The sequence below is a fragment of the Sphingomonas sp. SP5 genome (genome assembly GCF_058313455.1).
The window spans coordinates 86,467-109,685 of record NZ_JBZFLF010000006.1 but is presented as its reverse complement, the minus strand read 5'-3'; the positions used below and the strand labels follow the sequence as shown (position 1 = coordinate 109,685).

Annotated in this window: 23 protein-coding genes; 4 read left to right on the top strand and 19 right to left on the bottom strand. The window is 69.7% G+C overall.

What is annotated here, in order from left to right; genetic code table 11:
* Positions 1 to 113 precede the first annotated feature (113 nt).
* The 14 genes from fliQ to AC4GY7_RS14920 all read right to left on the bottom strand — a co-directional run bounded on the left by fliQ (position 114) and on the right by AC4GY7_RS14920 (position 13,077).
* On the bottom strand, positions 114 to 383 hold the full coding sequence (gene fliQ, locus AC4GY7_RS14985) for a flagellar biosynthesis protein FliQ (RefSeq protein WP_017980132.1): 270 nt from the start codon (positions 381 to 383) through the stop codon (positions 114 to 116).
* Positions 384 to 490: 107 nt separating this feature from the next.
* A complete protein-coding gene (fliP, locus tag AC4GY7_RS14980) occupies positions 491 to 1,315 on the bottom strand; it encodes a flagellar type III secretion system pore protein FliP (RefSeq protein WP_491115551.1) in 825 nt (274 codons plus the stop codon).
* A 137-nt stretch (positions 1,316 to 1,452) separates the two neighbouring features.
* A complete protein-coding gene (locus AC4GY7_RS14975; RefSeq protein ID WP_491115549.1) occupies positions 1,453 to 1,710 on the bottom strand; it encodes a flagellar biosynthetic protein FliO in 258 nt (85 codons plus the stop codon).
* 4 nt (positions 1,711 to 1,714) lie between these two features.
* Positions 1,715 to 2,005 carry a flagellar motor switch protein FliN gene (fliN, locus tag AC4GY7_RS14970; RefSeq protein ID WP_491115547.1) on the bottom strand — a complete coding sequence of 97 codons (291 nt, stop codon included), beginning with the start codon at positions 2,003 to 2,005 and terminating at the stop codon, positions 1,715 to 1,717.
* Entirely contained in the window at positions 2,002 to 2,940 is a 939-nt protein-coding gene (locus tag AC4GY7_RS14965; RefSeq protein WP_491115545.1) for a flagellar motor switch protein FliM, read from the bottom strand. Before AC4GY7_RS14965 ends, fliN begins: the two co-directional genes overlap by 4 nt.
* Positions 2,941 to 2,943: 3 nt before the next feature.
* On the bottom strand, positions 2,944 to 3,567 hold the full coding sequence (locus AC4GY7_RS14960) for a flagellar basal body-associated FliL family protein (protein WP_443585454.1): 624 nt from the start codon (positions 3,565 to 3,567) through the stop codon (positions 2,944 to 2,946).
* Between the two features lie 28 nt (positions 3,568 to 3,595).
* Positions 3,596 to 6,148: a flagellar hook-length control protein FliK gene (locus AC4GY7_RS14955; protein WP_491115542.1), complete on the bottom strand. Its 2,553-nt coding sequence runs from the start codon at positions 6,146 to 6,148 to the stop codon at positions 3,596 to 3,598.
* Positions 6,149 to 6,184: 36 nt separating this feature from the next.
* Complete coding sequence (locus AC4GY7_RS14950; RefSeq protein WP_491115540.1) at positions 6,185 to 6,616, bottom strand: hypothetical protein; 432 nt, start codon at positions 6,614 to 6,616, stop codon at positions 6,185 to 6,187.
* Positions 6,609 to 7,937, bottom strand: coding sequence for a FliI/YscN family ATPase (locus tag AC4GY7_RS14945; protein WP_491115538.1), 1,329 nt, complete (start codon positions 7,935 to 7,937; stop codon positions 6,609 to 6,611). Before AC4GY7_RS14945 ends, AC4GY7_RS14950 begins: the two co-directional genes overlap by 8 nt.
* Entirely contained in the window at positions 7,931 to 8,713 is a 783-nt protein-coding gene (locus AC4GY7_RS14940) for a FliH/SctL family protein (protein WP_443585184.1), read from the bottom strand. Before AC4GY7_RS14940 ends, AC4GY7_RS14945 begins: the two co-directional genes overlap by 7 nt.
* Positions 8,706 to 9,725 carry a flagellar motor switch protein FliG gene (fliG, locus tag AC4GY7_RS14935; protein WP_443585185.1) on the bottom strand — a complete coding sequence of 340 codons (1,020 nt, stop codon included), beginning with the start codon at positions 9,723 to 9,725 and terminating at the stop codon, positions 8,706 to 8,708. The genes AC4GY7_RS14940 and fliG overlap by 8 nt, the downstream gene beginning before the upstream one ends.
* Positions 9,722 to 11,401, bottom strand: a complete 1,680-nt coding sequence (gene fliF, locus AC4GY7_RS14930; RefSeq protein WP_491115535.1) for a flagellar basal-body MS-ring/collar protein FliF — start codon at positions 11,399 to 11,401, stop codon at positions 9,722 to 9,724. Before fliF ends, fliG begins: the two co-directional genes overlap by 4 nt.
* 3 nt (positions 11,402 to 11,404) lie before the next feature.
* Positions 11,405 to 11,764, bottom strand: a complete 360-nt coding sequence (fliE, locus tag AC4GY7_RS14925; RefSeq protein ID WP_491115533.1) for a flagellar hook-basal body complex protein FliE — start codon at positions 11,762 to 11,764, stop codon at positions 11,405 to 11,407.
* Complete coding sequence (locus AC4GY7_RS14920; RefSeq protein ID WP_491115531.1) at positions 11,761 to 13,077, bottom strand: sigma-54 interaction domain-containing protein; 1,317 nt, start codon at positions 13,075 to 13,077, stop codon at positions 11,761 to 11,763. Before AC4GY7_RS14920 ends, fliE begins: the two co-directional genes overlap by 4 nt.
* A gap of 287 nt (positions 13,078 to 13,364) precedes the next feature.
* Between AC4GY7_RS14920 and AC4GY7_RS14915 the strand changes: the two genes are divergently transcribed.
* Complete coding sequence (locus tag AC4GY7_RS14915; RefSeq protein WP_491115529.1) at positions 13,365 to 14,423, top strand: flagellin N-terminal helical domain-containing protein; 1,059 nt, start codon at positions 13,365 to 13,367, stop codon at positions 14,421 to 14,423.
* 257 nt (positions 14,424 to 14,680) lie between these two features.
* On the opposite strand, the gene AC4GY7_RS14910 is transcribed toward AC4GY7_RS14915, so the two are convergent.
* Complete coding sequence (locus AC4GY7_RS14910; protein WP_491115527.1) at positions 14,681 to 15,604, bottom strand: L-threonylcarbamoyladenylate synthase; 924 nt, start codon at positions 15,602 to 15,604, stop codon at positions 14,681 to 14,683.
* Between the two features lie 36 nt (positions 15,605 to 15,640).
* Here AC4GY7_RS14910 and AC4GY7_RS14905 point away from each other — a divergent pair, with 36 nt between their 5' ends.
* Both AC4GY7_RS14905 and AC4GY7_RS14900 read left to right on the top strand, forming a co-directional pair.
* Positions 15,641 to 17,359: an acyl-CoA dehydrogenase family protein gene (locus tag AC4GY7_RS14905; protein ID WP_491115525.1), complete on the top strand. Its 1,719-nt coding sequence runs from the start codon at positions 15,641 to 15,643 to the stop codon at positions 17,357 to 17,359.
* A gap of 373 nt (positions 17,360 to 17,732) precedes the next feature.
* Positions 17,733 to 18,551 (top strand): arylamine N-acetyltransferase family protein, encoded by an 819-nt coding sequence (locus AC4GY7_RS14900; RefSeq protein WP_491115523.1) that lies wholly within the window; start codon positions 17,733 to 17,735, stop codon positions 18,549 to 18,551.
* On the opposite strand, the gene AC4GY7_RS14895 is transcribed toward AC4GY7_RS14900, so the two are convergent.
* The 3 genes from AC4GY7_RS14895 to AC4GY7_RS14885 all read right to left on the bottom strand — a co-directional run bounded on the left by AC4GY7_RS14895 (position 18,548) and on the right by AC4GY7_RS14885 (position 19,925).
* Complete coding sequence (locus AC4GY7_RS14895) at positions 18,548 to 18,856, bottom strand: excalibur calcium-binding domain-containing protein (protein WP_491115521.1); 309 nt, start codon at positions 18,854 to 18,856, stop codon at positions 18,548 to 18,550. The genes AC4GY7_RS14900 and AC4GY7_RS14895 overlap by 4 nt on opposite strands.
* Positions 18,857 to 18,938: 82 nt before the next feature.
* Positions 18,939 to 19,295 carry a GntR family transcriptional regulator gene (locus AC4GY7_RS14890; protein WP_491115519.1) on the bottom strand — a complete coding sequence of 119 codons (357 nt, stop codon included), beginning with the start codon at positions 19,293 to 19,295 and terminating at the stop codon, positions 18,939 to 18,941.
* A 45-nt stretch (positions 19,296 to 19,340) separates the two neighbouring features.
* Positions 19,341 to 19,925 carry a nitroreductase family protein gene (locus tag AC4GY7_RS14885; RefSeq protein ID WP_491115517.1) on the bottom strand — a complete coding sequence of 195 codons (585 nt, stop codon included), beginning with the start codon at positions 19,923 to 19,925 and terminating at the stop codon, positions 19,341 to 19,343.
* A gap of 113 nt (positions 19,926 to 20,038) precedes the next feature.
* On the opposite strand from AC4GY7_RS14885, the gene AC4GY7_RS14880 reads away from it, so the two are divergent.
* Positions 20,039 to 21,853 (top strand): peptide MFS transporter, encoded by a 1,815-nt coding sequence (locus AC4GY7_RS14880; RefSeq protein ID WP_491115515.1) that lies wholly within the window; start codon positions 20,039 to 20,041, stop codon positions 21,851 to 21,853.
* A 90-nt stretch (positions 21,854 to 21,943) separates the two neighbouring features.
* Here the strand turns inward: AC4GY7_RS14880 and AC4GY7_RS14875 are convergent, their stop codons facing one another.
* Entirely contained in the window at positions 21,944 to 23,194 is a 1,251-nt protein-coding gene (locus AC4GY7_RS14875) for a dicarboxylate/amino acid:cation symporter (protein WP_491115513.1), read from the bottom strand.
* Between the last annotated feature and the right edge of the window lie 25 nt (positions 23,195 to 23,219).

The following is a 23,219-nucleotide window of genomic DNA, read 5'->3' as shown; positions in this document are numbered from 1 at the left end:
TGTCTCGATTGTGGCCACGCCGCGGCGAAGCCGCGTCGTCGGACGGGTGCTGCGCCCCGCCGGCCGGGCTTGTCCGCGTGGCGCGCGAGGCGCGCGCTCTCGCGGCCTGCGCCTCATTTAACCAGATCCGGAATGCGCTCGAACATGCCGACCGTGAAATCGCTCAGCAGCCCCAGGATCAAGCTCCCGAAGATCATGATCGAGAACGCCACCACCAGCAGTTTCGGCACGAAGCTCAGCGTCTGTTCGTTGATCGAGGTCGCCGCCTGGATCATGCCGAGGATCAGGCCGGCGAGCAGCGCCGGGATCAGGATCGGCGCGCTGGCGAGCGCGAGCACCCACATCGTCTGGTTGGCGACGGTGAGGAAATAATCGGCGTCCATCGTCACATCCTGAAGCGGTGGCCAAGCCCGCACCGTTTGGCCTGAGCCTGTCGAAGGCCCTGAGTCTCACCGTGCTTCGACAGGCTCAGCACGAACGGAGGAGGGGTTCACGTTGCGAACGAATTGGCGAGGCTGCCCATGGTCAGCGCCCAGCCGTCGACCAGCACGAACAAGAGCAGCTTGAACGGCAAGGAGATGATCGTCGGCGACAGCATCGCCATGCCGAGTGCCATCAGCACCGTCGCAACGACGAGGTCGATGACGATGAACGGCAGGAACATCAGGAAGCCGATCTGGAACGCCGTCTTCAATTCCGAGGTGACGAAGGCGGGCAGCAGCACCGCGAACGGAATGTCGTTGGACGAGGCATAGGGGCCGGACTTTGCCATGTCGGCGAACATGGTGACGTCCTTGATCCGCGTCTGCTTGACCATGAAAGCGTGCAGCGGTGCGCCCGCGCGCTCGATCATCTGCGTGCCGGCGAGCTGGCCCGCGGCATAGGGCTGGATCGCCTGGCTGTTCATCTGGCTGATCGTCGGCGCCATGATGAACAGCGACAGGAACAGCGCGAGGCCGATCAGCACCTGGTTGGGCGGCGTCTGTTGCAGCCCCAGCGCCTGGCGCAGCACGGCAAGCACGATGACGATCCGGGTGAAGCTGGTCATCATCAACAGGATGCCCGGCAGGATCGTCAGCAGGCCCATGATGATGAGGACCTGGAGCGACAGCGACAGCGGCGCCGATTGCGTACCGCCCGAGGCGGCGCCCGAACTCAACTGGCCGAGCGCGCGGTCCACCGCATCGCCGACGCCGGGCGCCGGCGCGGCGGGTGCGGCCTGCGCGAAGGCCGGCATCGCGACGAGCAGCGCCAGCGCGATGGCGAGCATGGCCCATAGCCATTTGTAGGAGCGGCTGCCTGTCTCCACCGCCATCCCGGACGTGGTCCGGGATCCACGGTTCCGCATGCCTACCAGCCGCTGGTTACGCGGGCCGGGGTGACGATTGGTCTGGGACGTGCGGCTGGCCTTGAACAAGGCAGGGCCCTCGCCGTACCGCGTGACGGTGACGCTCACTGGTCCACCTTGTCGATCAGGTTGACGCCGCCGCGGCCGACTGAGACGAGCAGGCGCTTGCCCTCGAAATCGAGCACCGCGAGGCGCAGGCCCGGCGAGATCATCATGGTTTCCTTGACCGCGATCAGCCGGTTGCTCGGCTTCGCGCCGGGCATCCGCGTCTCCAGCTTGCGCCAGGCGTAGAGGCAGCCGATCATCAGGCCGCAGACCAGCGGCAGCAGGATGACGAGCTTCAGGATATAGGACCAGAGCATCGGATCAGCCCCGCTTGTCCGGCGACACCAGCTCGGTCATGCGCACGCCGAAGCGGTCGCCGACCGTCACCACCTCGCCGCGACCGATCAGCGTGCCGTTGACGAACACGTCGAGCAGTTCGTTCGCCTGCCGGTCGAGCTCGATCACGCTCAATTCACCCAGCGCCAGCAGCTCGCGCAGCGTCAGCTGGGTCGAGCCGATCTCGACGGTCAGCTTGACGTCGACGTCCTGGAGCAGCCGGAAATTGGCGGCCACTCCTCCATCGACCGGAAATCCGCCGGTCATGTCGTTCATGCGTCAGGTCCTTCGTGTTCGATACGGGCAAGATGGGTGAGGCGGACGGCGGCGTGGCCGTTGGAGGTGCCGACCGTGCCGCGGCCCAGGCAGTCGCGGCCGACCATCACCGGCACCTCGGGGCCGAAGCTGATCGGGATCACGTCGCCGGCTTTCAGGTTCATCAGCAGCGACAGCGGCACCACCGGCTCGGCGAGCACCGAGCGGATCGGGAAGCGCACGTTCATCGCCGCACGGGTCAGCGAATTGCGCCAGGCGGGGTCCGCCTCCGCCTTGTCGAGCACCTTGCCGGTCAGCGTCGGCGCATGCGGCTTCAGCGCGGTGACGGGGTAGAGCAGGTCGATGAACACCGGCCGGTCCTCGCCCGCGGCCAGGCCGAAGCGGGTGACGATCATCGCATCCTCGGCATCGGCCGAGAGCATGGCGGCATTCACCTCGACCCGCGTCGGCGTGAAGTCGATGCGGGCGAGCGGCTCCCAGGCGGCGCGCAGCGGCGCGGCGATCGTGGTGCCGATCTTCGCCACCATCGCCTCGGCGGCGGGCGAGAATTCGGCCGGGATCACCGCAGGCGCGGCGCCCGTGCCACCGAAGAACAGGTCGAGCAGTTCGAGCACGAACACGCCGTCCAGCACGCACAGCCCGGTCGCGCCCTGCGGCGCCATCACCAGCGGCAGCCAGGCGGTCAGTCCGTCGGCCCGCTCCGCACGATAATCGCCGAAACGCTGCACGACCAGCGGCTCGGCCCAGGTCCGCACCTCGCGCCGCAGCAGCGGTTCGAACACGCCGCGCAAGCTGCGCGCGAGCCGCGCCGACAGGTGCTGCAGCGTATGCAGGTCGCCGAACGGATTGAGCTTGGTCGCGCCGAGCCCCGCCGCATGCGCGGCGGGTGCGCGATCCCGCGTCCGTCGGTCGGTGGTTGCTGCGGCGTTAACCATGCCTCACTGAACAACGAAATTGGTAAAGTAGACGTTACTGACGCCGCCGAATCCCTCTTTTTGTTCGAGAACGGCGTTGATCGCCTTGGCCAGCCGCTTCTGCATCTGCTCCTTGCCGGCGGAGGTGAACACCTGCTCCTCCGGCGTGTCGCCCAGCGTCAGCAGCACCGCCGAGCGCACGGCGATGTCGTTGGTCTTCAGGTTTTCGATGACCGTGTCGTCATAGGGGGTGGAGATGGCGATGCCGACCTGGATGACGTGCACCGATTCCTGCAGGTTGGACGTGAACTGCGGGTCCATCGTGTAGTAATTGGAGGCATAACGGTCGCCGTCGCCGCCCGATGGGGGATGCTTGCCGCCGCTGCCCGACGATTCGCCGCCGCCGCCATGGCCGCCTTCACCCTCGCCGCCGGCGGCGGGGCGCTTCTGTTCGGACTTGGGCACCAGCTTGGGGCCGTGGTCCTCGGCCGCGGCGCCGTGGCCGCCGCCGACCAGGCCGCTGCTCGCCGCATAGACGCCGGCACCCACGCCGCCGCCGACCAGCACCAGCAGCCCCAGGGCCATGACGATGATCTTCATCTTGCCGCCCTTCTTCTTGGGCGCGGTGTCTTCGGGTTTGTCGCTCATCGGGTTCGGTCCTCAAGGATTAGGGGTGTCAGGCGATGCGGCCGTTGCTGGCGGCATCGGATGTGTCGGCGCGGGCGCGTGCCGGCCGGTCGGGCTGGCGCGGCGCGGGCGCGGGTTGCTGGCGCGGCTGCTGCTGCCCGGACTGGGCCTGCGCCTGCGCGGATTGGCCCTGCGCGGATTGGCCCTGCGTGGACTGGCCCTGCGTGGACTGGCCCTGCGTGGCCGGGGCGCCGTTCTGCCCGGCGTTCGACGCGGACTGCTGCTGGCCGTTCGCCTGAGGCTGGCCGGATTGCGGCTGGTTCTGCGCCTGATTCTGTGATGGCGCGGCGGGGGCGGCTTCGATCACGGTCTGCGCGATCCGCAGGCCGCGATCCTCGGCGATCGCGGCGAGCTTCGGCTGCGCGTCCTCGATCAGCGCGCGCGTGGCGGGATCCTGGGCCGCGAAGCGGACGTGGATCGCATCGCCGACCGTCTTCACCGCGACGTCGATCGGCCCCAGCGCATCGGGGATCAGGCGGATGCGGGTGTCGTTGGCGTTCGCCGCATCGCGCAGCCGCTCGATATGATCGATCATCGCGGTCGGCCACGCCTGCTGCCGGGTATCGACCACCGGCTGCGCGGGATCCGCGACCGCGGCGGTGCTGCGCAGCGCCACCGGTGCGGCCGCGGCCGCGGGCGAGAGTTCGGCAGGCTCGGCGGGCTTGCGCTCGTCGCTGCCGCGCGCGGCATGGATCGCCGCGCCGAACACCTGCGCCGCCGGGGCGGTGACGCCCGCCGCCGGCTGGAACGGCGCTGCGGCCTGCGGAGCCAGCGCCACCGTCTGCCGCGCCGCGGCCGGCACCTCGCGAACGAAGGCGCGGGGCTGCGCCGCCACGGCGGGCGTTGCGGCTGGCGCTACGGCGTCGCCATCCTGCGGGGTATCCGCCGCCACCGGCGCGACCGGGACGGGCGCAGAGACGGCGATCACGGGTGCGGTGACAATGGCAGGCGCTGGCGTGGCGATACGAGGCGCGGCAGCGGCGCCGACCGGCGATGCAGTGGCAGCAGACGGCGCCTGGTCGACAGCGGCCGCCACCTTCGCGCTGCCCCGCACCGGCCGGGCCGTGCGCGTGTCGGCGACCGGCCGTGCGGGTGCCGGCGCGCTGCCGTCCGTCGGAACGAACGGCAGGGGCGCGGCGACGCGATCGGGCGAGGCTGCCGCCGACGCAACTTGAGCTGGCGTCGGGGCCGTCGTGGCCGCCAGGACATCGGCCGGCATCGCCGGAGCCGCTGCGACCGTGGCTGGAGTCGGCGACGGAACAGGCGCGGCGGTATCCGCCGGCACGGTCATAGCCCCGTTACGCTCGACCGCGGCGGTCTGACGCACGGGCGCAGCAGCGTCGGCCATCGGCTGCACGGGATCCGCCGCCAGCACGGTCGGGGCTGGCATGACCGGCGCGGCGCTTCGCGCCCGCGGGGCAGCGGGCGACACCATCGCTCTGGTCGTGTCACCGGTCCGTACCGGCGGCGGCGCCGCATCACGCGGCGCGATCGTCGCCGGAGCGACCGCCGTGTCGATCATCGGCGCTGACAACGGCACCGGCAGCGGAGCCTCGTCGCCTGCATCGATGTCCGCAGGTTCCGTTTCGGCCGGTGCCTCGTCCTGCGGCGCAGAGGGTTGCGAGGCGGCGACCTGCGCCGGCTGTACATCCTTCGCCGCGCGCATCGACGCGTGTCGCGCTTCGCCGCTCCTCGTCCGGATCGGCGTCTCGGCGGGCGGAGCGATCTCGATGACGGCCGCTGCGCTCGCCGGTGCGAGAAGCGGCGGCGTAACAGGCAGGGCAGGCGGCACGTCCGCGGTCGGCGGCGTTACGGCAGTGTCGGCTGGCCGCGCGGCCGCCTGCACATCCGGAGGCGAAACCGGTGCGGTGCTGCGCTCGGCATCGACAGGCGAGGCCACTTCCGATCGCGGCGCCTGCCGCGGCTGCGTCGGCTTGGCAGCGGCATTCATCGTGGGTGCGGCGTGTGACGGCGGCGTGCTCGCCTCGCTCGGCGCGGGATCGTTGGTCGCGATCGTCCCGGCCGGCGGGGGCAGGGCCTCGTCGGGCCGCCGCTGCGGCGCGGGCGTTGGTGCCGACGCCCCCCGGATCGGCATCGCAGGCGCCGCGCCCGCAGCAACCGGTTCCGGCGTAATGGGCGCAACCGCTGCGGAGACGACAGCCGCCGTCGCCGGCCGGGCCAGCGGCGCCGCGGCGATCGGCGTCGGCAGGCCGACCGTCGTCCGTTCGGTGGCAGGCGCGTCGGGCAGCTCCGCCGCGACCGCCGGCACCGGCACCGGCGCATCGAGCGGGGCAGGAACCGCAATATTCACCGCCGGCAACCAGGCCAGCGCGGGATCGACCGCGGCGGCAGCGTCGGTCGGCAGGGCCATGCCGGGTGCGGCAAGCGTTTGCCGGATGGCTTCGCTCGGCGCCGGCACCGCGTCGGCCGGCGCCACCGCAGCCAGCAGCGACGAGGCGAACAGCTCGCCACTGCCCGCGGACGCGCCCTTGGCCGGTTGGCCGGGCGCGGTAGGCAGTAAGGCGAAGCTGATATCGATCATCGTGGCGTCTCGTCGGAACATCTCTGTTCCCGACGATCAGCAAGGATCGTGCCGTTTTGCCTTCAGCGGGGAGATCGGCGGCGTTTCCTCCAGCGCGCGCATCTCCTTGGCGAGTGCGGCGATCCTGGCGCGGTCCAGCAGCTTCTCGATCGCGGACTGGTCGCGCTTGGCGGCGCGCGTCGCTTCGGCGGCGCGGTTGACGAACATCTCGGCAGACTGGACGCGCGCCTGCGCGGCGGCGGAGGATTGGTGCAGCCGCTCGCGGAAATGCGCCTGCGCCCCGAGCGAGGCGGCGCTCGCCACCGTATCGGGCGCCGGCGACACCGCATCGGCCAGCGCCTGGATGCGGCGGTGAAGGTTGGATTCGCTGGCGAACTTCTCGTGCGCCCGCACCTCCTCGGCGCGGGTCAGCCCCAGTTGCAGCGTCCGCACGCGATGGATGCGCGCGAGCTTCTTCGCGTCAGGCACCGAAGACGCCGGTCAGTTCGGCGACGGCATCGGCCAGGCCCACCGTCTCGCCCGCACCCTGCTTGATATATTCCATCACCGCCGGATGCGCCGCGATGGCGGCGTCAATCGCGGGATCGGCACCGGGGCGATAGGCGCCCATCAGCACGAGATCGCGGTTCTCCTCGTAGGTGGCAAGGTGCCGGCGCAGCACGCGCGCGGCGTGCAGGTGATCGGCATGCGCGATATCGGTCATCACACGGCTGACCGAAGGGCCGATGTCGATCGCCGGATAGACGCCGCGCTCGGCGAGGTGGCGGTTGAGCACGATATGCCCGTCGAGGATCGACCGCGCCGAATCGACCACCGGATCGTTGCCGTCGTCGCCGTCGGCCAGCACCGTGTAGATCGCGGTGATCGATCCGCCGGTGTTGACGTCGGTGCCGGCGCGCTCGATCAGATTGGGCAGCATCGCGATGGCGGATGGCGGATAGCCGCGCGCGGAGGCGGGCTCGCCCAGCGCCAGCCCGATCTCGCGCCCGGCATGCGCGACGCGGGTCAGGCTGTCCATGATGAGCAGCACCTTCTTGCCCTCGTCGCGAAAGGCTTCGGCGATCGCGGTCGCGCGCAGCGCGCCGCGGATGCGCAGCACCGGCGAATGGTTGGCCGGCACCGCGACCACCACCGATCGCGCGCGGGCGGCGCCCGCCACCTTGGTTTCCAGGAAGTCGGCGACTTCGCGGCTGCGCTCGCCGATCAGGCCGATGACGATGACGTCGGCCTTGGCCGCCTTCACCATCATGCCGAGCAGCACCGATTTGCCGACGCCCGATCCGGCCATGATGCCGACGCGCTGGCCCTGGCCGATCGTCAGCAATCCGTTGATCGCGCGCACGCCGACATCGAGCGGTTCGAGCACGCGGCCACGATCCAGCGGCGATTGCAGCTTGCCGGCGAGCGGCCATTTGGCCGCGCCGCGGATCGGCCCCAGCCCGTCGATCGGGCGTCCCGCGCCGTCGACCACTCGGCCGAGCAGCGCCGCGCCGACCTCCGCCTCGCCCGGCGGGCCCACGGGGCGCACCGGTGCGCGCGGCAGCAGCGCCGCGGGGCCGCCGAGGTTCATCAACAGCGTGCGGCCGTTGCGGAAGCCGATCACCTCCGCCTCGACCTTGGTGTCGCCATGCCCGCCGATCTCGCACACCGTGCCGACCGGCAGCGACAGGCCGACCGCCTCCATCAGCAATCCGTCGTAGGAGGCGAGCCGGCCGGACACCTTGGGCGTCGGCCGGAAATCGGCGACGCCCAGCGTCTCCAGGTAATCCGCGGTGAACCGGTTCAGCATGCCGGCGCATCCAGCGGCGGCACCGGCACCCGGTCGATCGCCTCGGCCAGCTGGCCGAGCCACAGGTCCGGCCCGTCCTCGACCAGGGTCGAGGCGCTTTCGAGCACGAAGCTGCCACGCGCCAGGCTGGCGTCGCCCGCCGCGAAGATCGTCTTGGGCAGCGAACCGTCGACCAGCGGCAGGTCGTCGGGGTTGAGCCGCAGCAGCGCCGATTCGCTGGCATCGGCAAGGCATTCCGCCGCCGCCTCGATCCGCCCGTTCAGCACCGCGGGCGCCACGCCGCATTCGCCGACCAGCTTGTTCACCAGCAACAGCACCGTGCTGCGCAACTGGTGCGCGATCCGGTCGCGGTCGAGCTGGTGACCGTTGGCGAGCGCCGCCGTCAGTTCGGCGATCAGCGCCCGGTCGCGGTCGCCGCTCTCGCGTGCCGCGGCCGCGGCCGCCGCCAGTCCTTCGGCATAGCCCGCGGCATGCGCCGTCTCGACGGGATCGATGAAGCCGCTCGGCTCGGCATCGGCGTCGAGCGGGTCCCAGCCCTGCGTCGGCTTGTCGCCGCCGCGATCGGCGGGGCTGAAATGCTTGGGTCCCGACGCGCGCGCCTCGCCCGCCATCTCGCGCTCCAGCGTCGCCCACATGTCGCGCGGGGTGAAGCCGACCGGTGGCGGCGCGAAGGCGGCCTGGAGCAGGTGCGCGGCGGTGTCGTGCCGCGCGGCGAAGCCCGCCACGAACCCCGATGCCGGCAGCGGCGCGGTGCCGTGCGCGAACGCCTCAGACATAATCGTCGTCGCTCGCGCCCATCACGATCGTGCCGTCCTTGGCGAGGCCCCGCGCGATGGCGATCATCGCCTTCTGCGCCTCCAGCACCTCGGCGAGCTTCATCGGCCCGCGCGCCTCCATCTCGTCGCGGATACCGTCGGCGGCACGCGCCGACATGCAGCCCAGGAAACGGCCGCGTGCATTCTCGTCCACGCCCTTGAGGGCGCGCGACAGGATATCGCCGTCGACATTGCGGATGAGCGTGCCGAGGTTCTTGTCGTCCATGTCGAGCAGGTTGTCGAAGACGAACATCGCCTCTTCGATCGCCTTCGCCACGTCCTTGTCGATCTTGAACAGCTTGGGCATCACCCGCTGTTCGGTCGCCTTGCGCGCACCTTGCAGGATCTTCGCCGCCTCGCGCGTGCCGCCCAGCGTCATGCCGTTGCCGCCCGATCGCGTCGCGCCGCCGCGGCGATTGGCGAGCACCGCTTTCAGCGTCTCGACCGCATCGGGATTGATCGGCCCCAGCCGCGCGATGCGATGGAGGATATCGGGCTGCACCGCATCGGGCAGCAGCTCCAGCACCTGGCCGCCGACGGTGGGGTCGAGGTTGGCGATCATCACCGCGGCGATCTGCGGATGCTCCTTCTCGATCATCTGCGCGATCTCGCTCGCGTCCAGCCAGTCGAGCAGTTCCAGCTCGCAATTCGCCTCCGGCGGGGTGATCCGCGCCAGCACGCTTTCCGCCTTCTCCGGTCCCAGCGCGCGGTTCATCACCGCCTCGATCTTGGGCCGCGGATCGAAGGTCACGCCGGTGCGCTCGCGCGCCTTGCCGACGAAATCGTCGAGCACGTCCTCCATCTCCTGCTCGGAAACGTCGGCGACCGCGAACATCGCCGAACCCAGCTGCCGCACCTCCTCGGGGTCCAGCTTCTGGAGGATGGCGGCGGCCTCGTCCTCGCCGACCAGCATCATCAGCACCGCGGCGCGCTCGACGCCGGTATAGCTGCGGGTGGGGGGAAGCGCGTTCACTTGGCGTCGGCCTTTATCATGTCGCGGATGGCGAGCGCGGCGCGCGCCGGATTGTCGCGGGTGAAGCCACGCACCGCGCCGATGCGGTCGTCGACCGTCTGCGAGGCTTCCAGCCGGTCGAGGCTGACCGGCTCGTGCACGGTGATCCCCTCGGCATTGGCGCCGCCGATCGCGGCGTCGGGTGCGGCAAGCGCGGGCGTTGCCGCCTCGTCACGCTTCTTCATCAGCCCCTTGGCGAGCGGACGCACGCCGAGCAGCAGGACGAGTAGGGCGATGACGATCGCGGTGGCGTTGCGGGCGAGCACCGGCAGCCAGGCGTTGTCGTACCACGCCGGGCCGGCATCCGTATTGGTGTCGGCGAACTTGCGGCTGATGACCGTCACCTGATCCTGCCGCGCCTGGTCGAAGCCGACCGCGCTCTTCACCAGGTCGGTGATCTGGTTGATCTCCATCGCGGTGCGGCGGGTCTTGTCGGGATCGCGCAGCAGCACGGCGACCGACAGGCGCTTGACCGAACCCGGCGTCTGGCGCGTCACCGACACCTCCTTGCCCAGATCGTAGGCGCGCTGGAAGCTGTCGCTCTGTTTGTTGGGATTGGGGGCGGGGCCGCCGGCGACGGGCGCCGGGTCGGCGGCGGGCGCGCCGCTCGCACCGTTGGCGGGCTGCCGCGTCTGGAGCTGGCTGGCGGGCGGTGGCGTGTTGCTGAGCGCACCCGGAATGCCGCCGGGCGTCGCCGGCGTCGTCGCCTGATTGCCGGTCCAATTGCCCGTCTCCGCGCGCAGCGCACCGGCGCGGTCGTAGCTTTCCTTGGTCGCCTGCGTCTCGTCGAGGTTGATGTCGGCCTGCACCTCGGCAGTGAAGTTGCCGGCCCCGACCAGCGGGGTGAGCAGCTGGACGAGCTGCTGGCGCACCTTGTCCTCGGTCTTGCGCTGCATCTCCAGCCGCGCATCGCTGCCGTTGTCCGCGCCGACGCCGCCGGGCTTGGAGAGCAGCGCACCCATCTGGTCGACGATGGTCACGCTTTCGGGCTTCATGCCCGGCACCGAACTGGCGACCAGGTTGACGATCGACTGCACCTGCGCCTGGCTAAGCGCGCGGCCCCCCTGCAACTTGACGACCACTGACGCCGACGGCGCGGCATTGTCGCGCACGAACACCGACGCCTCGGGCGTCGCCAGGTGGACGCGCGCTTCGGCGACCGCGTCGATATCCTCGATCGACCGGGCAAGCTCCGTCTCGCGCGCCTGGCGCAGCCGCTCGCCCTCGACGGCGCGGCTGACGCCCATCGGCAGCTGGTCGAGGATGGCATAGCCGCCCGGTGCCTGCTTGGGCAGGCCCTGGCCCGCCAGCAGCATCCGCGCCTTGCTGAACTGGTCCTCGTCGACGGTCAGCGCGCCGGTGCCTTCGTCGATGCGGCTCTTGATGCTCGCCTGCGTCAGCGCGGCGGTGACCGCCTGCTTGTCGGCGTCGCTCAGCCCGGTGAATAGTGTCTTCTGCGTCGGCGTCGACAGCGTCATCCAGGCGAGCGCGGCGGCGCCGATCAGCGCGACCAGCATTGCCATCGGCAGGCTGCGGCGCACCGCCGGCTGGGCGAGCACGCCCTTGATCTGGAGCAGCGGGTTGGCGAACTTCTCCGGCAGGGCGGAGGGCGTGGTGGTGGCGAGGGCAGTGCTCATCGATTACACCGGCATGCTCATGATGTCCTTGTAGGCGGACAGCAATTTGTTGCGGACTTGCAGCGTCGCCTCGAACCCGACCGAGGCCTGCTGGCGCGCCAGCATGACCTTGGCGATGTCGACCGTCTCGCCGCGTTCGTAGCTTTCCGACAGCGCCGATGCCTGGTTCTGGCTGGCGTTGACGTCCTTCAGCGCGTCTTGCAGCGTGTCGGCGAAGCTCGCGGGCTTGGTGCCCTGCGTCGGCGCGGCGCTGTCGGTGGCGCTGGCCCGGGCGAGTGCCTGGTTGCGTTCGAGGATCTGCGCGCGCAGCTGCATCACCCGGTCGACGCTCATCGCGCCGCCGACTCCCGACACCCCGCTCATGCCGAGGCCGCCATGCTCGGCCGGGCGAGGTCGTCACCCTGCTCGCGCGCCTTGGCGAGGCGGTAGCGCAGCGTGCGCTCGGAGATGCCGAGCCGGCGTGCCGTCTCCACCCGGCTGCCGCCGCACGCCGCCAGCGTCTCGCGGATCGCCTGGAATTCGCTCATCTGCACGACGTTGCCCAAGGTGGCGGGCTCGGCCGGTGCAGCGGGGGCGGGGGCGGGCGCGAACAGCGGCGTCACCGACGCCGACTGATGCTGGAAGGTGAAGCTGATCGGCCGGTCGAACACGATGTGGCTCGCCTCGATCGTGTCGTCGCCGGCGAACAGCAACGCGCGCTGGATGACGTTTTCCAGCTCGCGGACGTTGCCCGGCCAGTCGTGGCGGATTAGCGTCTCGATCGCCTCGGCGGTCGGCCACGGCACCACCGCGCGGCTGCCGGCGTGGCGCAGGATCATCGTCGCGGCGAGCGCCGGGATATCCTGCGGCCGCTCGGCGAGCGGCTTGGTGCTGAGCGGAAAGACCGACAGGCGGTAGTAGAGGTCGGCGCGGAAGCGGCCCGCGGCCACCTCGGCCTGGAGGTCGCGGTTGGCGCAGGCGATGACGCGCACGTCGATCGGCTGCGGCACGGATGCGCCGATCGGCACCACCTCGCGCTCCTGCAACACGCGCAGCAGCTTGGCTTGCAATTGCAGCGGCATCTCGGCGATCTCGTCGAGCAGGATGGTGCCGCCGTCCGCGGCGCGGAAGAAGCCCTCGCCGCCGCTCGATGCGCCGGTGAACGCCCCCTTCTGGTGGCCGAACAGCAGCGCCTCCAGCATCGTCTCCGGCAGCGCGGCGCAGTTGATCGCGACGAACGGGCCGGCCTTGCGCGGCGAATTGTTGTGGATCGCGCGGGCCAGCACCTCCTTGCCGGTGCCGGTCGGTCCGTTGATGAGCACGGTGATGTCCGCCTGCGCGACGCGCTCGGCAAGCGCCATCAGCGCCAGGCTCTCGGGGTCGGCCGCGGTCGGCATGTCGGGACCGGCGACGAGCGCGCGGGCGAAGCCGTTGCCGACCGCCGCGTCCGCCGCACCGAAGGCGATTCGCGCCGGATGGCCGTCGCGCGAGGGGACGACGTGGCGGGCATCGCCATCACCGATGATGACGGTGCGCGCCGGTGCCGGCGGCACCTCGCCCTCGGCGACCAGGAAGAGGTCGGCGGGGCCGGGCTGGCCCGATTCGAACGAGCCGACGCCGAAGCCCTGGGCGCGAAGCCCGGAGACGAGCGCATATTTGCGCTGCACGACCGCAGCGGAAGGAAAAATCGAACGCATGGTTATCCCCCAAGGACAGCTTCCCAATGCGGCAATGAGAGTAAACGCGTCGTTAAAGCGGTTGCCGCCCGGCAAAATATTTCCGGGCGCGCGTCGCCCGCACCACGCGCGCGCCCGCACCACGCCCGCGATACGCGCGCGCGGATAGGGGAGTGGGGGGCGCCACCTTGCCGCGCCGCACGCATTTTTTCCTAAAGCCGCCCCGATGCCTGCCGTTTCCCCATTTGGCGGCTCGGCCCTCCGCTCTGGGGGCGGCGGGGAGCGCCGCAGCAAATGGAGATTTTCATATGACCGTCATCGGCACCAACATCGCCTCGCTCCGTGCATCGAATGCGTCCACCCAGGCAAACAGCGCCCTGTCGACCGCCATGGAGCGTCTGTCGACCGGCAAGCGCATCAACTCGGCCAAGGACGATGCGGCCGGCATGGCCATCGCTTCGAACATGACCGCGCAGGTTCGCGGCATGAACCAGGCGATCCGCAATGCCAACGACGGTATCAGCCTGGCGCAGACGGCGGAAGGCGCGCTCGGCGAAGTCAGCAACATGCTGCAGCGCATCCGCGAACTGTCGGTCCAGTCGGCCTCGGGCACCTACAGCGCCAGCGACCGCGCCAATCTGCAGTCGGAAGTCACCCAGCTGACCTCGCAGATCAAGGACACGCTGACCAATACCAAGTTCAACGGCGTTTCGCTGTTCGAAACGGCGGCTCAGGTTCCCGGTGCTGCTGCGGGTGTGACCGGTGGTGGTATCAAGACGACCATTCAGACCGGCGCGGATTCGGGGCTGACGGTCGACGTGAACATCGGAAATCTCAGCACGGTTAACGTCGCGACGTCGACCACGGGCGCACTTGCTGCTCTCACCACCGGAACGCGCGTCGTAACGGCGGACGATTTCGCCGCAGGCGCCACGATGGGCGGCGCGGTCGTAACGGCGGCCGACGTCGGTTCCACCAAGACGCTCACCACGGGTGACCAGGTGTTCCAGGCGGGAACCGGCGGTTCGAACGCCATCCTGGTAAAGGCAGCGGATCTGACCGCGCAGTTCGACATCAGCTCGGCTTCGAAGGCCACCGCGACGCTCTCGTTCACGGACAACTTCCAGAGCAAGGTGAACAACGTCCGCGCCAACCTGGGCGCCGCGCAGAATCGCCTGCAGTCGGTGGTCAACAATCTGACGACCAACTCGACCAACCTGTCCGATGCCAGGAGCCGCATTGAGGACGCCGACTTCTCGGCCGAAACGACCGCGCTCGCCAAGGCGCAGATCCTCAGCCAGGCATCCACCGCCATGCTCGCCCAGGCCAACCAGAGCCAGCAGGGCGTGCTGAAGCTGCTCCAGTAATCCACCGCTCTCGGTCCGGCGTCGCCCCCCAAGGGCGCCGGCACCGACCGCGCTCTTCCCCCCAAGGACGAGCCAAGCCAGACCCCCGACGGCCTTCGCGCCGCCGGGGGTTTCGGCGTATCCGCGACGTGATCGACAGGCTATTCCAGCCCTCTGCTTCCGTCATTGCGAGCGCAGCGAAGCAATCCAGGCCGTCTTGGTCCGGCTTTGGATTGCTTTGCTGCGCTCGCAATGACGGGGCAGCAACAATATGGCGTCTACCGATGCGCCGCCCGCGCCAACCGGTCGTTGATCGCCTCGCCCAGGCCCTCCATCGGCACCGGCGCCACCGCGATCCTCGCCCGGTCACTCGCATCGGCGCGGTGCAGCGCGTCGAACAATCGCGCCGCCGCCTCCACCGGGTCGCCGTCGGCCGACAGCGTATCGTCCCCTATTATAGAGTCATAGCCGATCAGCCATTCGTCCGGCCTGGCGTCCCGCACGTTCAGCCTCAGCGGTTTCGCCGGCGCATAATGCGTCGCCAGCTGCCCCGGCGCGGTGATCGCCGCATCCCCGTGCCGCCGCGCCGCCGCGAACGGCAGGTCCGCCGCCGCGATAGGCCCGGGGCGCAGGATGGTCCGTCCGGCGACGATCGTCGATTCCAGCCCGCTCTCGCAAGGGCCATCGTCGATGATGAGCGGCACGCGGGTGCCGAGGCTCGCCGCGACATGCGCCGCCCGCGTCGGGCTGATGCCGTTGCTCGCATTGGCGGACGGCGCGGCGAGCGGCCGCCCGCTCGCCGCCAGCAGCGCCTGCATCGCGCGATGCCGCGGCACCCGCAGCGCGATCGTCGGCAGCCCCGCGGTCACCAGCGACGCGATCCCCGCATCGTCGCGCAGCGGCAGCACCAAGGTGAGCGGCCCCGGCCAGAACCGCGCCGCCAGCTCGCGCGCATCCGCATCGAACATCGCGATCCGCTCGGCGGCGGCGAGGTCGGGCACATGCACGATCAGCGGGTTGAAGGCGGGCCGCCCCTTGGCCGCATAGATCCCCGCCACCGCCGCCGCATCGCCGGCATCGGCGGCGAGGCCATAGACCGTCTCGGTCGGCACCGCGACGCATTCCCCGCGGGTGATTCGCCGCGCCGCCTCGTCGATCGCGGCCATGCCGTAGGGTAAGATGCGCGGGTTTGGATCGGCCATCGTCGCGGCCTATATCGGGGTAAGCTTCAGGAGAGAATGATGTCCTTCACCGCCGCCGTGGCCGACCAGCGTTTCGTGCTCGACCATGTCGTCCGCCTCGACGAACTCGCCGCCACCGATCGCTTCGCCGCCGCCACCCCCGACGTGGTCGATGCCGTGCTGGAGGGCGTCGGCCAGTTCGCGAGCGGCGAATGGGCGCCCTTGAACCGCGAGGGCGACACCGTCGGCGCGAAATGGTCGCCCGACGGCGTCCACATGCCGGCAAGCTTCATCAAGGCATATCATGATTACGTCGAGGGCGGCTGGGGCACGATCGGCGTGCCGGAAGAGGTCGGCGGGCAGGGCCTGCCGTTCGCCATCCAGACCGCGGTGCTCGATACCTTGGGCAGCGCCAACATGGGCTTCGCGCTCTGCCCGACGCTGACCGTCGGCGCGATCGAGGCGCTGCTTCACCACGGCACCCCTGAGCAGCAAGCACTCTATCTGCCGCACCTCGCCACCGGCGCCTGGACCGGCACGATGAATCTCACCGAACCGCAGGCGGGCAGCGACGTTGGCGCGCTCCGCGCCACCGCCAAGCCGCTGGGCGACGGCAAATGGGCGATCAAGGGCACCAAGATCTACATCTCGTTCGGCGACCACGACATGGCGGACAATATCGTCCACCTTGTCCTCGCCCGCACCCCTGAAGCGCCGGCCGGGACGCGCGGCATCAGCCTATTCCTCGTGCCGAAGTTCCGCCTGACCGCGGAGGGTACGCCCGGCGAGTTCAACGACGTGCGCGTCGTGTCGATCGAGCACAAGATGGGCCTCCACGCCTCGCCGACCTGCGTCCTCTCCTTCGGCGACCATGACGATTGCATCGGCGAACTGATCGGTCCGGAACACGGCGGCATGCGCGCGATGTTCACGATGATGAACAACGCGAGGCTGAACGTCGGCCTGCAGGGCGTGCAGATCGCCGAAGGCGCGACGCAGAAGGCGGTCGGCTACGCCCTCGAACGCGTCCAGTCGGCACGCGCCGGCTCGCCGGACAAGGCGCCGATCCGCATCGTCGACCACCCCGATGTCCGCCGCATGCTGCTGCGCATGAAGGCGCAGACCCAGGCCGCCCGCGCGCTAGTCTATTACGCCGCCGGCCAGGTCGATCGCGCCGGCCTGGGCGATGCGGCGGCGAAGAACCGGCTGGAGGTCGTCACCCCGCTCGCCAAGGCGCACGGCACCGACATCGGCAACGAGGTGGCGAGCCTCGGCGTGCAGGTCCACGGCGGCATGGGCTATGTCGAGGAAACCGGCGCCGCCCAATATTTCCGCGATGCGCGCATCACCCCGATCTACGAAGGCACCAACGGCATTCAGGCCGCCGACCTCGTCGGCCGCAAGCTGTCGCTGGACAACGGCGGCGCCTTCGCCGCGCTGGTCGCCGACATGCGCGCGGAGGCGCAGCACCCCGAACTCGTCGCGCTGATCGACGCGGTGGAGGGCATCGCCCGCCGCCTCGCCACCGCCGATGCCGACGACAAGCTGGCGGCGAGCTACCCCTTCCTGACGATGACCGCGGTCGCCACCTGCGGCTGGCTGATGGAACGGCAGGGGCGCGCCGCGAGCGGCGACGACGCGGCCACCCAGGTCAAGCGCGCCGCGGTGCGCTTCTACCTCGACCAGATCGTCCCCGAAGCCGCAGGCCTCAAGGCCGCCGCCACCGCCAGCGCGGAGGTGCTGTACGCAGTCCCGGCCGAAGCCTTCGCCGCCTGAATCCTCCCCGGCACGGGGAGGGCGCGGCAGGTCGAACGCGCCCCGCGCGTTCGAGGATCATCCGGGGGATGATCCGACCTGCCACGCGGCGAAGCCGGTGGGGGGCTGTCCGCGGGCGACTCACCCGAGGAAGCCCCCCTCCGTCACGCCTTCGGCGCGCCACCTCCCCGTACCGGGGAGGAATAGACCCTCACTCCTCCCCGGAACGGGGAGGGGGACCGCCCGGCGAAGCCGGGTGGTGGAGGGGCAGCCGCAAGCGATGACGCCGCTTGGCTGCCCCCCCAACATCGCCACGCTGCGCTACTTCCCCGTGCCGGGGAGGCGTGATCTCAAACCCCTACCTCCGCGCCGAAACCCGTGTAGAGACCCGCTCATGTTCGACCTCGACGCCTATCTCGCCCGCATCGGCCTTCCCGCCCGCGTCACCCCCGATGCGGAGGGCCTCGGCCGGCTCCAGCGCGAACACCGCCTGTCGATCCCGTTCGAGAACCTCGACGTCCGCCTCGGCCGCGGCATCGCCATCGATTCCGCCGGCGTCTTCGCCAAGCTCGTCACCGCCCGCCGCGGCGGCTATTGCTTCGAACACAACCGATTGTTCATGGACGCGCTCGCCGCGCTGGATTTCCAGGTCCGCCCGCTGCTCGCCCGCGTCTGGCTCGGCGTGGCCGACACCCCGCCGCTCACCCACACGCTCAGCCTCGTGACGATCGACGGGCGGGACTGGATCGCCGACGCCGGCTTCGGCGGCAGCTATGCACCGGTGATGGCGCTCGCCGACGGTTGGGAGGCGGAGGCGCCCGACGGCGCGTGGTTCCGCCTCGAACGCCACGCCGACTACGGCTGGATGTTGAGTCGCAAGGGCGAGGCCGGCTCCACCGACGGCCGCTGCACCGGCGAGGGCTGGCAACCGCAATACAGCTTCACCGAGGCGCCGGTGTTCGACGCCGACCTCGCGCTCGCCAACCACTGGACGTCGACCGCACCGCAGAGCCGCTTCACGCAACTGACGCTCGCCAGCATCGTCCTGCCGCACGGCCTCGCCGGCCTCACCGACCGCCGCTACCATCGCCGCGCCGGCGACAACGACACCGTCGCCGAGATCACCGATCCCCGCGTCTACCGCATGCGCATGTCGCTGATGTTCGGCATCGACCTCACCACCGACGAGGTCGCATCGCTGGAGCTTTTCTAACGCAGGGAAAGGCGTCGCGGTTGATAGGCGCCAACGGGATGCGGTTCGCAGGCAATCCCGTCACTGTCGCCGTCCATTTCGGTCCGGTAACCCGGCTGATCGCGAAACAATGGCGCCTTTCCGGCAGCCCGAACTGCATCGCATCCAGGATAGTAGACGGATGTTGCTTCCATCGGCGCCGCCGTTGCGACCGTTTCACGCAGATCGACTGCCGGACTGATGCCGGACGGTGTCATGGCGAGCCATACACCAGCAAACATCATCGCCGACAAGCTGGCGGTCAAAGCGGCAAAGCGGCGGTCCATGCCGCTTGATGAACCGGCGACGGTTACGAAACCGTTGTCGGGTAAATCGCAGTTGAGCTTCGCCAGCGACTTGGACCGGTCTTCAGACCCGCTCGCGCTCCAGCAGGTCGGCTGCGTCCAGGCCCAGCAGGTCGATATATCCCCGGATCCGCGGCCACTGGTGCTCGACGAAGTTCGCCCGCTCTGCGGTGCGCAGCTTTTCCGCCGCGCCGGGCAGCACGAACATGCCGACCCCGCGCCGCACCTCGACATAGCCGTCGTCCTGGAAACTCTGGTACGCCTTGGCGACGGTCAGCGGATTGGCGCCATGTTCCGCGGCAAAGGCGCGGACCGAGGGGAGCTGGTCGCCGGCACGATAATCGCCGCGCAGGATGCCCGCCGCGATGGTTCCCCGCAGCCGGATATAGACCGGGCTGTCCTCGTTGCTGAGCGCTGTCATGCTGACTTAATACAGCAACCGGCGGAAAGGTCCACCGTCAACCGTTCAGTCCCGTCCCGTATCGGGCCAGCGCGCGACGATCCGTGCCATGTCCGGGCGGGGCCGTTCGTCCAGTGGCCGACCGGGCGTGCCGAGGAAGACGAAGCCCGCGATCCGCTCATGCGGTGCACCGAATGCATCGCGCACCGCGGTGGAAAAGGCCGGCCAGCCGGTCAGCCAGCCGCCGGCAAAGCCCATCGCATGCGCGGCGTGCAGCAGGTTCATCGTCGCCGCGCCCGCCGACAATTCCTGCTCCCACAGCGGGATATGGCTGGACAGCACCGGTGACGACAGCACCACCACCAGCGCCGGCGCCTGCCGGGCGAACTGGTCGAGCGAGTCGATCTCGCTGCGCGCCGCCTGCGGCCGCTCGGCGCGATAGGCATCGGTGATGAGCCGCGACAGCGCGTCGCGATCCTCCACCACCACGAAACGCCACGGCGCGAGCTTGCCGTGATCGGGGGTACGCGCGGCGACCTCCAGCATCCGGGCGATCTGCTCCGCATCGGGGCCGGGCGCGGCGAGGTCGCGCGGTTTGCCCGAGCGGCGGGTGGCGAGGAGCGATAGCGGCGTGGCGGTGTCGTTGAACATGGCTGCCACATAGCCACGCCGCCCGGGATTTACAGCCGCGGCTTTGTCGTTACTCTTGATACCATATCATCGGGGAGCCCGTTCGAGCTCCGGCGTATCAGGGAGCGTAACGAATGGTCGACACTCCGACGGCGGACAACCGCCTCGAGCCCGACATCAGCCACGTCAATCCAGCGGCCGAAAAGACGTGGTTCGGCCATCCGCGCCAGCTTGCCCGGCTGTTCACCACCGAGATGTGGGAACGCTTCGGCTATTACGGCATGCGCGCGCTGCTGACGCTCTACCTGACGCAGCATTTCCTGTTCGGCGATCGCGCCGCCACCGGCCTGTACGGCGGCTATACCGCGCTGGTGTACCTCACCCCGCTGGTCGGCGGCTACCTTGCCGACCAGTATCTCGGCTCCAAGCGGGCGGTGAAGTTCGGCGCGATCCTGATGGCGCTCGGCTATTTCACGCTCGCCTTCGGCGGCCAGCCCGCCAAGCCCTATGCGACGATCGACGGCCAGCGCTACGAGGTGGCGGTCGAACGGGTGAACGGCGTCGAGACGCGCTATGTCGTCGACGGCGCGCAGAAGCTCGCGATCAAGGGCAACGACGATGGCACCGTCGCGCTGCTCGGGGCCGACGGCCAGCCGCAGCGGACGGTCGCGAAGGGCGGCTTCGCTTCGGATGGCGAACGCAGCGCCTTCTACACCACCTTGATGCTGATCGCGCTCTGCATGGTGTCGGTCGGCAACGGCTTCTTCAAGCCCAACATCTCGACCATGGTCGGTGAATTGTACGCGCAGGGCGACCGGCGGCGCGACAGCGGCTTCACCATCTTCTACATGGGCATCAACCTCGGCTCGCTCCTGTCGCAATTCCTCTGCCCCTTGCTCGCGGTCGGCATCCCCGGCGTGTGGGATGGCCTGGGCTGGTGGGCGGGCTTCGGCCTCGCCGCGCTCGGCATGCTGCTGTCGTGGATGCTCGTGCAGTTCGACGGCGGCCGGCTCAACGGCTATGGCGAACAGCCTGCGGGCCAGCCCGCCAACCGGACGATCGGCATCTATGCCGCCGCGCTGATCGGCGTGCCGCTCTTCTACCTCCTCTTCGTCAACCTGATGAACAGCGCGGAATCGACCGCGGGTGCAGGTTCGATCTTTGCTTATGTGCTGGCGCTTCCCCTGATGGGCAAATTGCTGTTCGGCACCTTCATCATCGCCGTGCCCGGCATCCTCATCTGGAGCTTCGTCGCGGGCAATCGCACCGAATTCCAGATGATGCTGGCCGCGATGGTGCTCATCACCTTCAACGTCGTGTTCTGGACCCTGTTCGAACAGGCGGGCTCCAGCCTCACCCTGTTCGCCGATCGCAACACCGATCTCCACGTCTTCGGCTATCCGATCTCGGCCGGGCAGACCCAGACGTTCAACGCGCTGTTTATCGTGCTGTTCGCCCCGCTGATGGCGGCGATGTGGACGAAGCTCGCCGCGGCGGGTCGCGAGCCGTCGATCCCGGTCAAGTTCGGCATCGCCCTGATGGGCGTCGGCGCGGGCTTCCTGTTCCTCGTCTGGGGCAGCAGCTTCGTCGGCCCCGATTTCAAGGTCGGCATCTGGTGGCTCGCCGGCCTCTACCTGATCCACAGCCTTGCCGAACTGTGCATCTCGCCGGTCGGCCTTTCCATGATCACCAAGCTGTCGATCGCCCGCATCGTCGGCCTGATGATGGGCGTGTGGTTCCTGTCGATCTCCGTCGCGCAATATTTCGCCGGCATGATCGCGCAGGTCGCCAGCGTCGAGACGGTCGGCGGACAGGTGACCAACCTCAAGGTCAGCCTCGACACCTACAACGGCGTCTTCACCCTGATCGCCGAATGGGCGATCGGGCTCGGCATCGTCCTGCTGATCCTCTCCTGGCCGCTCAAGAAGTGGATGCACGGCGTGAAGTAAGCAAATCCTCCCCGGCACGGGGAGGGGGACCGGCGCAGCCGGTGGAGGGGGGCTTCCGCAAGCGCCATCGCCCGTGGAAGCCCCCCTCCGTCACGCTTCCAGCGCGCCACCTCCCCGTGCCGGGGAGGATTTGCCCACCACGCTCGTCACCGCCACATCCATCGTCACGTTGCCCACCGTCCGGAACAGGTCCGGCACCGTCTCCACCGCCACCAGCAGGCCCAGCGCCTCGATCGGCACCCCCATCGCGAAGGCGACCGGCGCCACGCTGGCGAAGAAGCTGATCGTGCCGGGCAGCGACACCGATCCCATCGTCGTGATCGCCGCCGTCGCCACCCCCGCGGCAAGCTGTCCCGGCCCGATCGCCACCCCCAGCCAGTGCGCCACGTACAGCGCCACCGCCAGGTTCATCGCCGGGCTCGTCGCGCGAAAGATCGCCACCGCCACCGGCAGCACGATCCCCGCCGTCGCCGGCGCGACGCCGATCGCTTCCGATCCCTTCAGCATCGCCGGCAGCGAGGCGAGCGAGGATTGCGTGCTCACCGCGATCCCCTGCGCCGGCGCGATCGCGCGCGCGAACCGCCCCAGCGGCACCCCGCCGGCGAACCGCGCGACGCCATAGCCCGCCAGCATCACGATGAACCCGATCGTCGAGACGAGCACGATGTAATGGACCAGCGCCCCGAACGCCGCCGCGCCGGTCCGCGCGCCGACGCCATAGGCGAGCGCGAAGATGCCGATCGGCGCGAGGCGCAGCACCCAGCCGATGATGACCAGCATCGCATCGGTGATACTGCGGAACAGCCCGACCAGCCGCTCGCGCGATTCGGCCTCCAGCCGGGTGATCGCGAACGCGAAGGCGAGCGTGAACACGGTCAGCGGCAGGAACGCATCCCCCGCCGCCGCCGCGACGATGTTGGTCGGCACGATCGTGTTGAAGAAATCGACCAATGTCGGCACCTTGCCCGTCGCCGGCACCTCGGTCAGCGCCGCGCGCAACGCCGCCGACCACGCCTGCGGCAGCGGCCACAGGTCGAGCAGCAGCGGCATCACCGCCGCCGACATCAGCGTCGTCGACCACAATATCACCACGAACAGCGCCACCGCCCGCCCCGCGATCCGTCCGGCCCGCGCCGCTTCCGCGGTGGCGGCGATGCCGGTGACGAGCAGCCCGACGATCAGCGGCACGATCACCATCTGGAGTGCGTGCAGCCACGCCTCGCCGATCGGCTGGGTGACGGTGACGGCCGCCAGCGCCACCTGCCGGTCGGCGGCGACCGCGGTGATGCCGAGCGCGATGCCGGCGACCAGCGCCAGCAGGATACGGGTGGCTTGCGACATCGAGTTCCTTGGCGCATCGGGGATC

Excerpts from the sequence above, each read along its gene's own strand:
- AC4GY7_RS14875 (WP_491115513.1), bottom strand. The coding sequence starts at position 23,194 with ATGTCGCAAGCCACCCGTATCCTGCTGGCGCTGGTCGCCGGCATCGCG.
- AC4GY7_RS14900 (WP_491115523.1), top strand. The coding sequence starts at position 17,733 with ATGTTCGACCTCGACGCCTATCTCGCCCGCATCGGCCTTCCCGCCCGC.
- AC4GY7_RS14920 (WP_491115531.1), bottom strand. The coding sequence starts at position 13,077 with ATGCGTTCGATTTTTCCTTCCGCTGCGGTCGTGCAGCGCAAATATGCG.
- AC4GY7_RS14880 (WP_491115515.1), top strand. The coding sequence starts at position 20,039 with ATGGTCGACACTCCGACGGCGGACAACCGCCTCGAGCCCGACATCAGC.
- AC4GY7_RS14960 (WP_443585454.1), bottom strand. The coding sequence starts at position 3,567 with ATGAGCGACAAACCCGAAGACACCGCGCCCAAGAAGAAGGGCGGCAAG.
- AC4GY7_RS14910 (WP_491115527.1), bottom strand. The coding sequence starts at position 15,604 with ATGGCCGATCCAAACCCGCGCATCTTACCCTACGGCATGGCCGCGATC.
- AC4GY7_RS14905 (WP_491115525.1), top strand. The coding sequence starts at position 15,641 with ATGATGTCCTTCACCGCCGCCGTGGCCGACCAGCGTTTCGTGCTCGAC.
- fliQ (WP_017980132.1), bottom strand. The coding sequence starts at position 383 with ATGGACGCCGATTATTTCCTCACCGTCGCCAACCAGACGATGTGGGTG.
- fliE (WP_491115533.1), bottom strand. The coding sequence starts at position 11,764 with ATGAGCGGGGTGTCGGGAGTCGGCGGCGCGATGAGCGTCGACCGGGTG.
- fliF (WP_491115535.1), bottom strand. The coding sequence starts at position 11,401 with ATGAGCACTGCCCTCGCCACCACCACGCCCTCCGCCCTGCCGGAGAAG.
- AC4GY7_RS14915 (WP_491115529.1), top strand. The coding sequence starts at position 13,365 with ATGACCGTCATCGGCACCAACATCGCCTCGCTCCGTGCATCGAATGCG.
- AC4GY7_RS14975 (WP_491115549.1), bottom strand. The coding sequence starts at position 1,710 with ATGCTCTGGTCCTATATCCTGAAGCTCGTCATCCTGCTGCCGCTGGTC.
- AC4GY7_RS14955 (WP_491115542.1), bottom strand. The coding sequence starts at position 6,148 with ATGATCGATATCAGCTTCGCCTTACTGCCTACCGCGCCCGGCCAACCG.
- AC4GY7_RS14885 (WP_491115517.1), bottom strand. The coding sequence starts at position 19,925 with ATGTTCAACGACACCGCCACGCCGCTATCGCTCCTCGCCACCCGCCGC.
- fliN (WP_491115547.1), bottom strand. The coding sequence starts at position 2,005 with ATGAACGACATGACCGGCGGATTTCCGGTCGATGGAGGAGTGGCCGCC.
- fliP (WP_491115551.1), bottom strand. The coding sequence starts at position 1,315 with ATGGCGGTGGAGACAGGCAGCCGCTCCTACAAATGGCTATGGGCCATG.
- AC4GY7_RS14895 (WP_491115521.1), bottom strand. The coding sequence starts at position 18,856 with ATGGACCGCCGCTTTGCCGCTTTGACCGCCAGCTTGTCGGCGATGATG.
- AC4GY7_RS14940 (WP_443585184.1), bottom strand. The coding sequence starts at position 8,713 with ATGTCTGAGGCGTTCGCGCACGGCACCGCGCCGCTGCCGGCATCGGGG.
- AC4GY7_RS14890 (WP_491115519.1), bottom strand. The coding sequence starts at position 19,295 with ATGACAGCGCTCAGCAACGAGGACAGCCCGGTCTATATCCGGCTGCGG.
- AC4GY7_RS14945 (WP_491115538.1), bottom strand. The coding sequence starts at position 7,937 with ATGCTGAACCGGTTCACCGCGGATTACCTGGAGACGCTGGGCGTCGCC.
- AC4GY7_RS14965 (WP_491115545.1), bottom strand. The coding sequence starts at position 2,940 with ATGGTTAACGCCGCAGCAACCACCGACCGACGGACGCGGGATCGCGCA.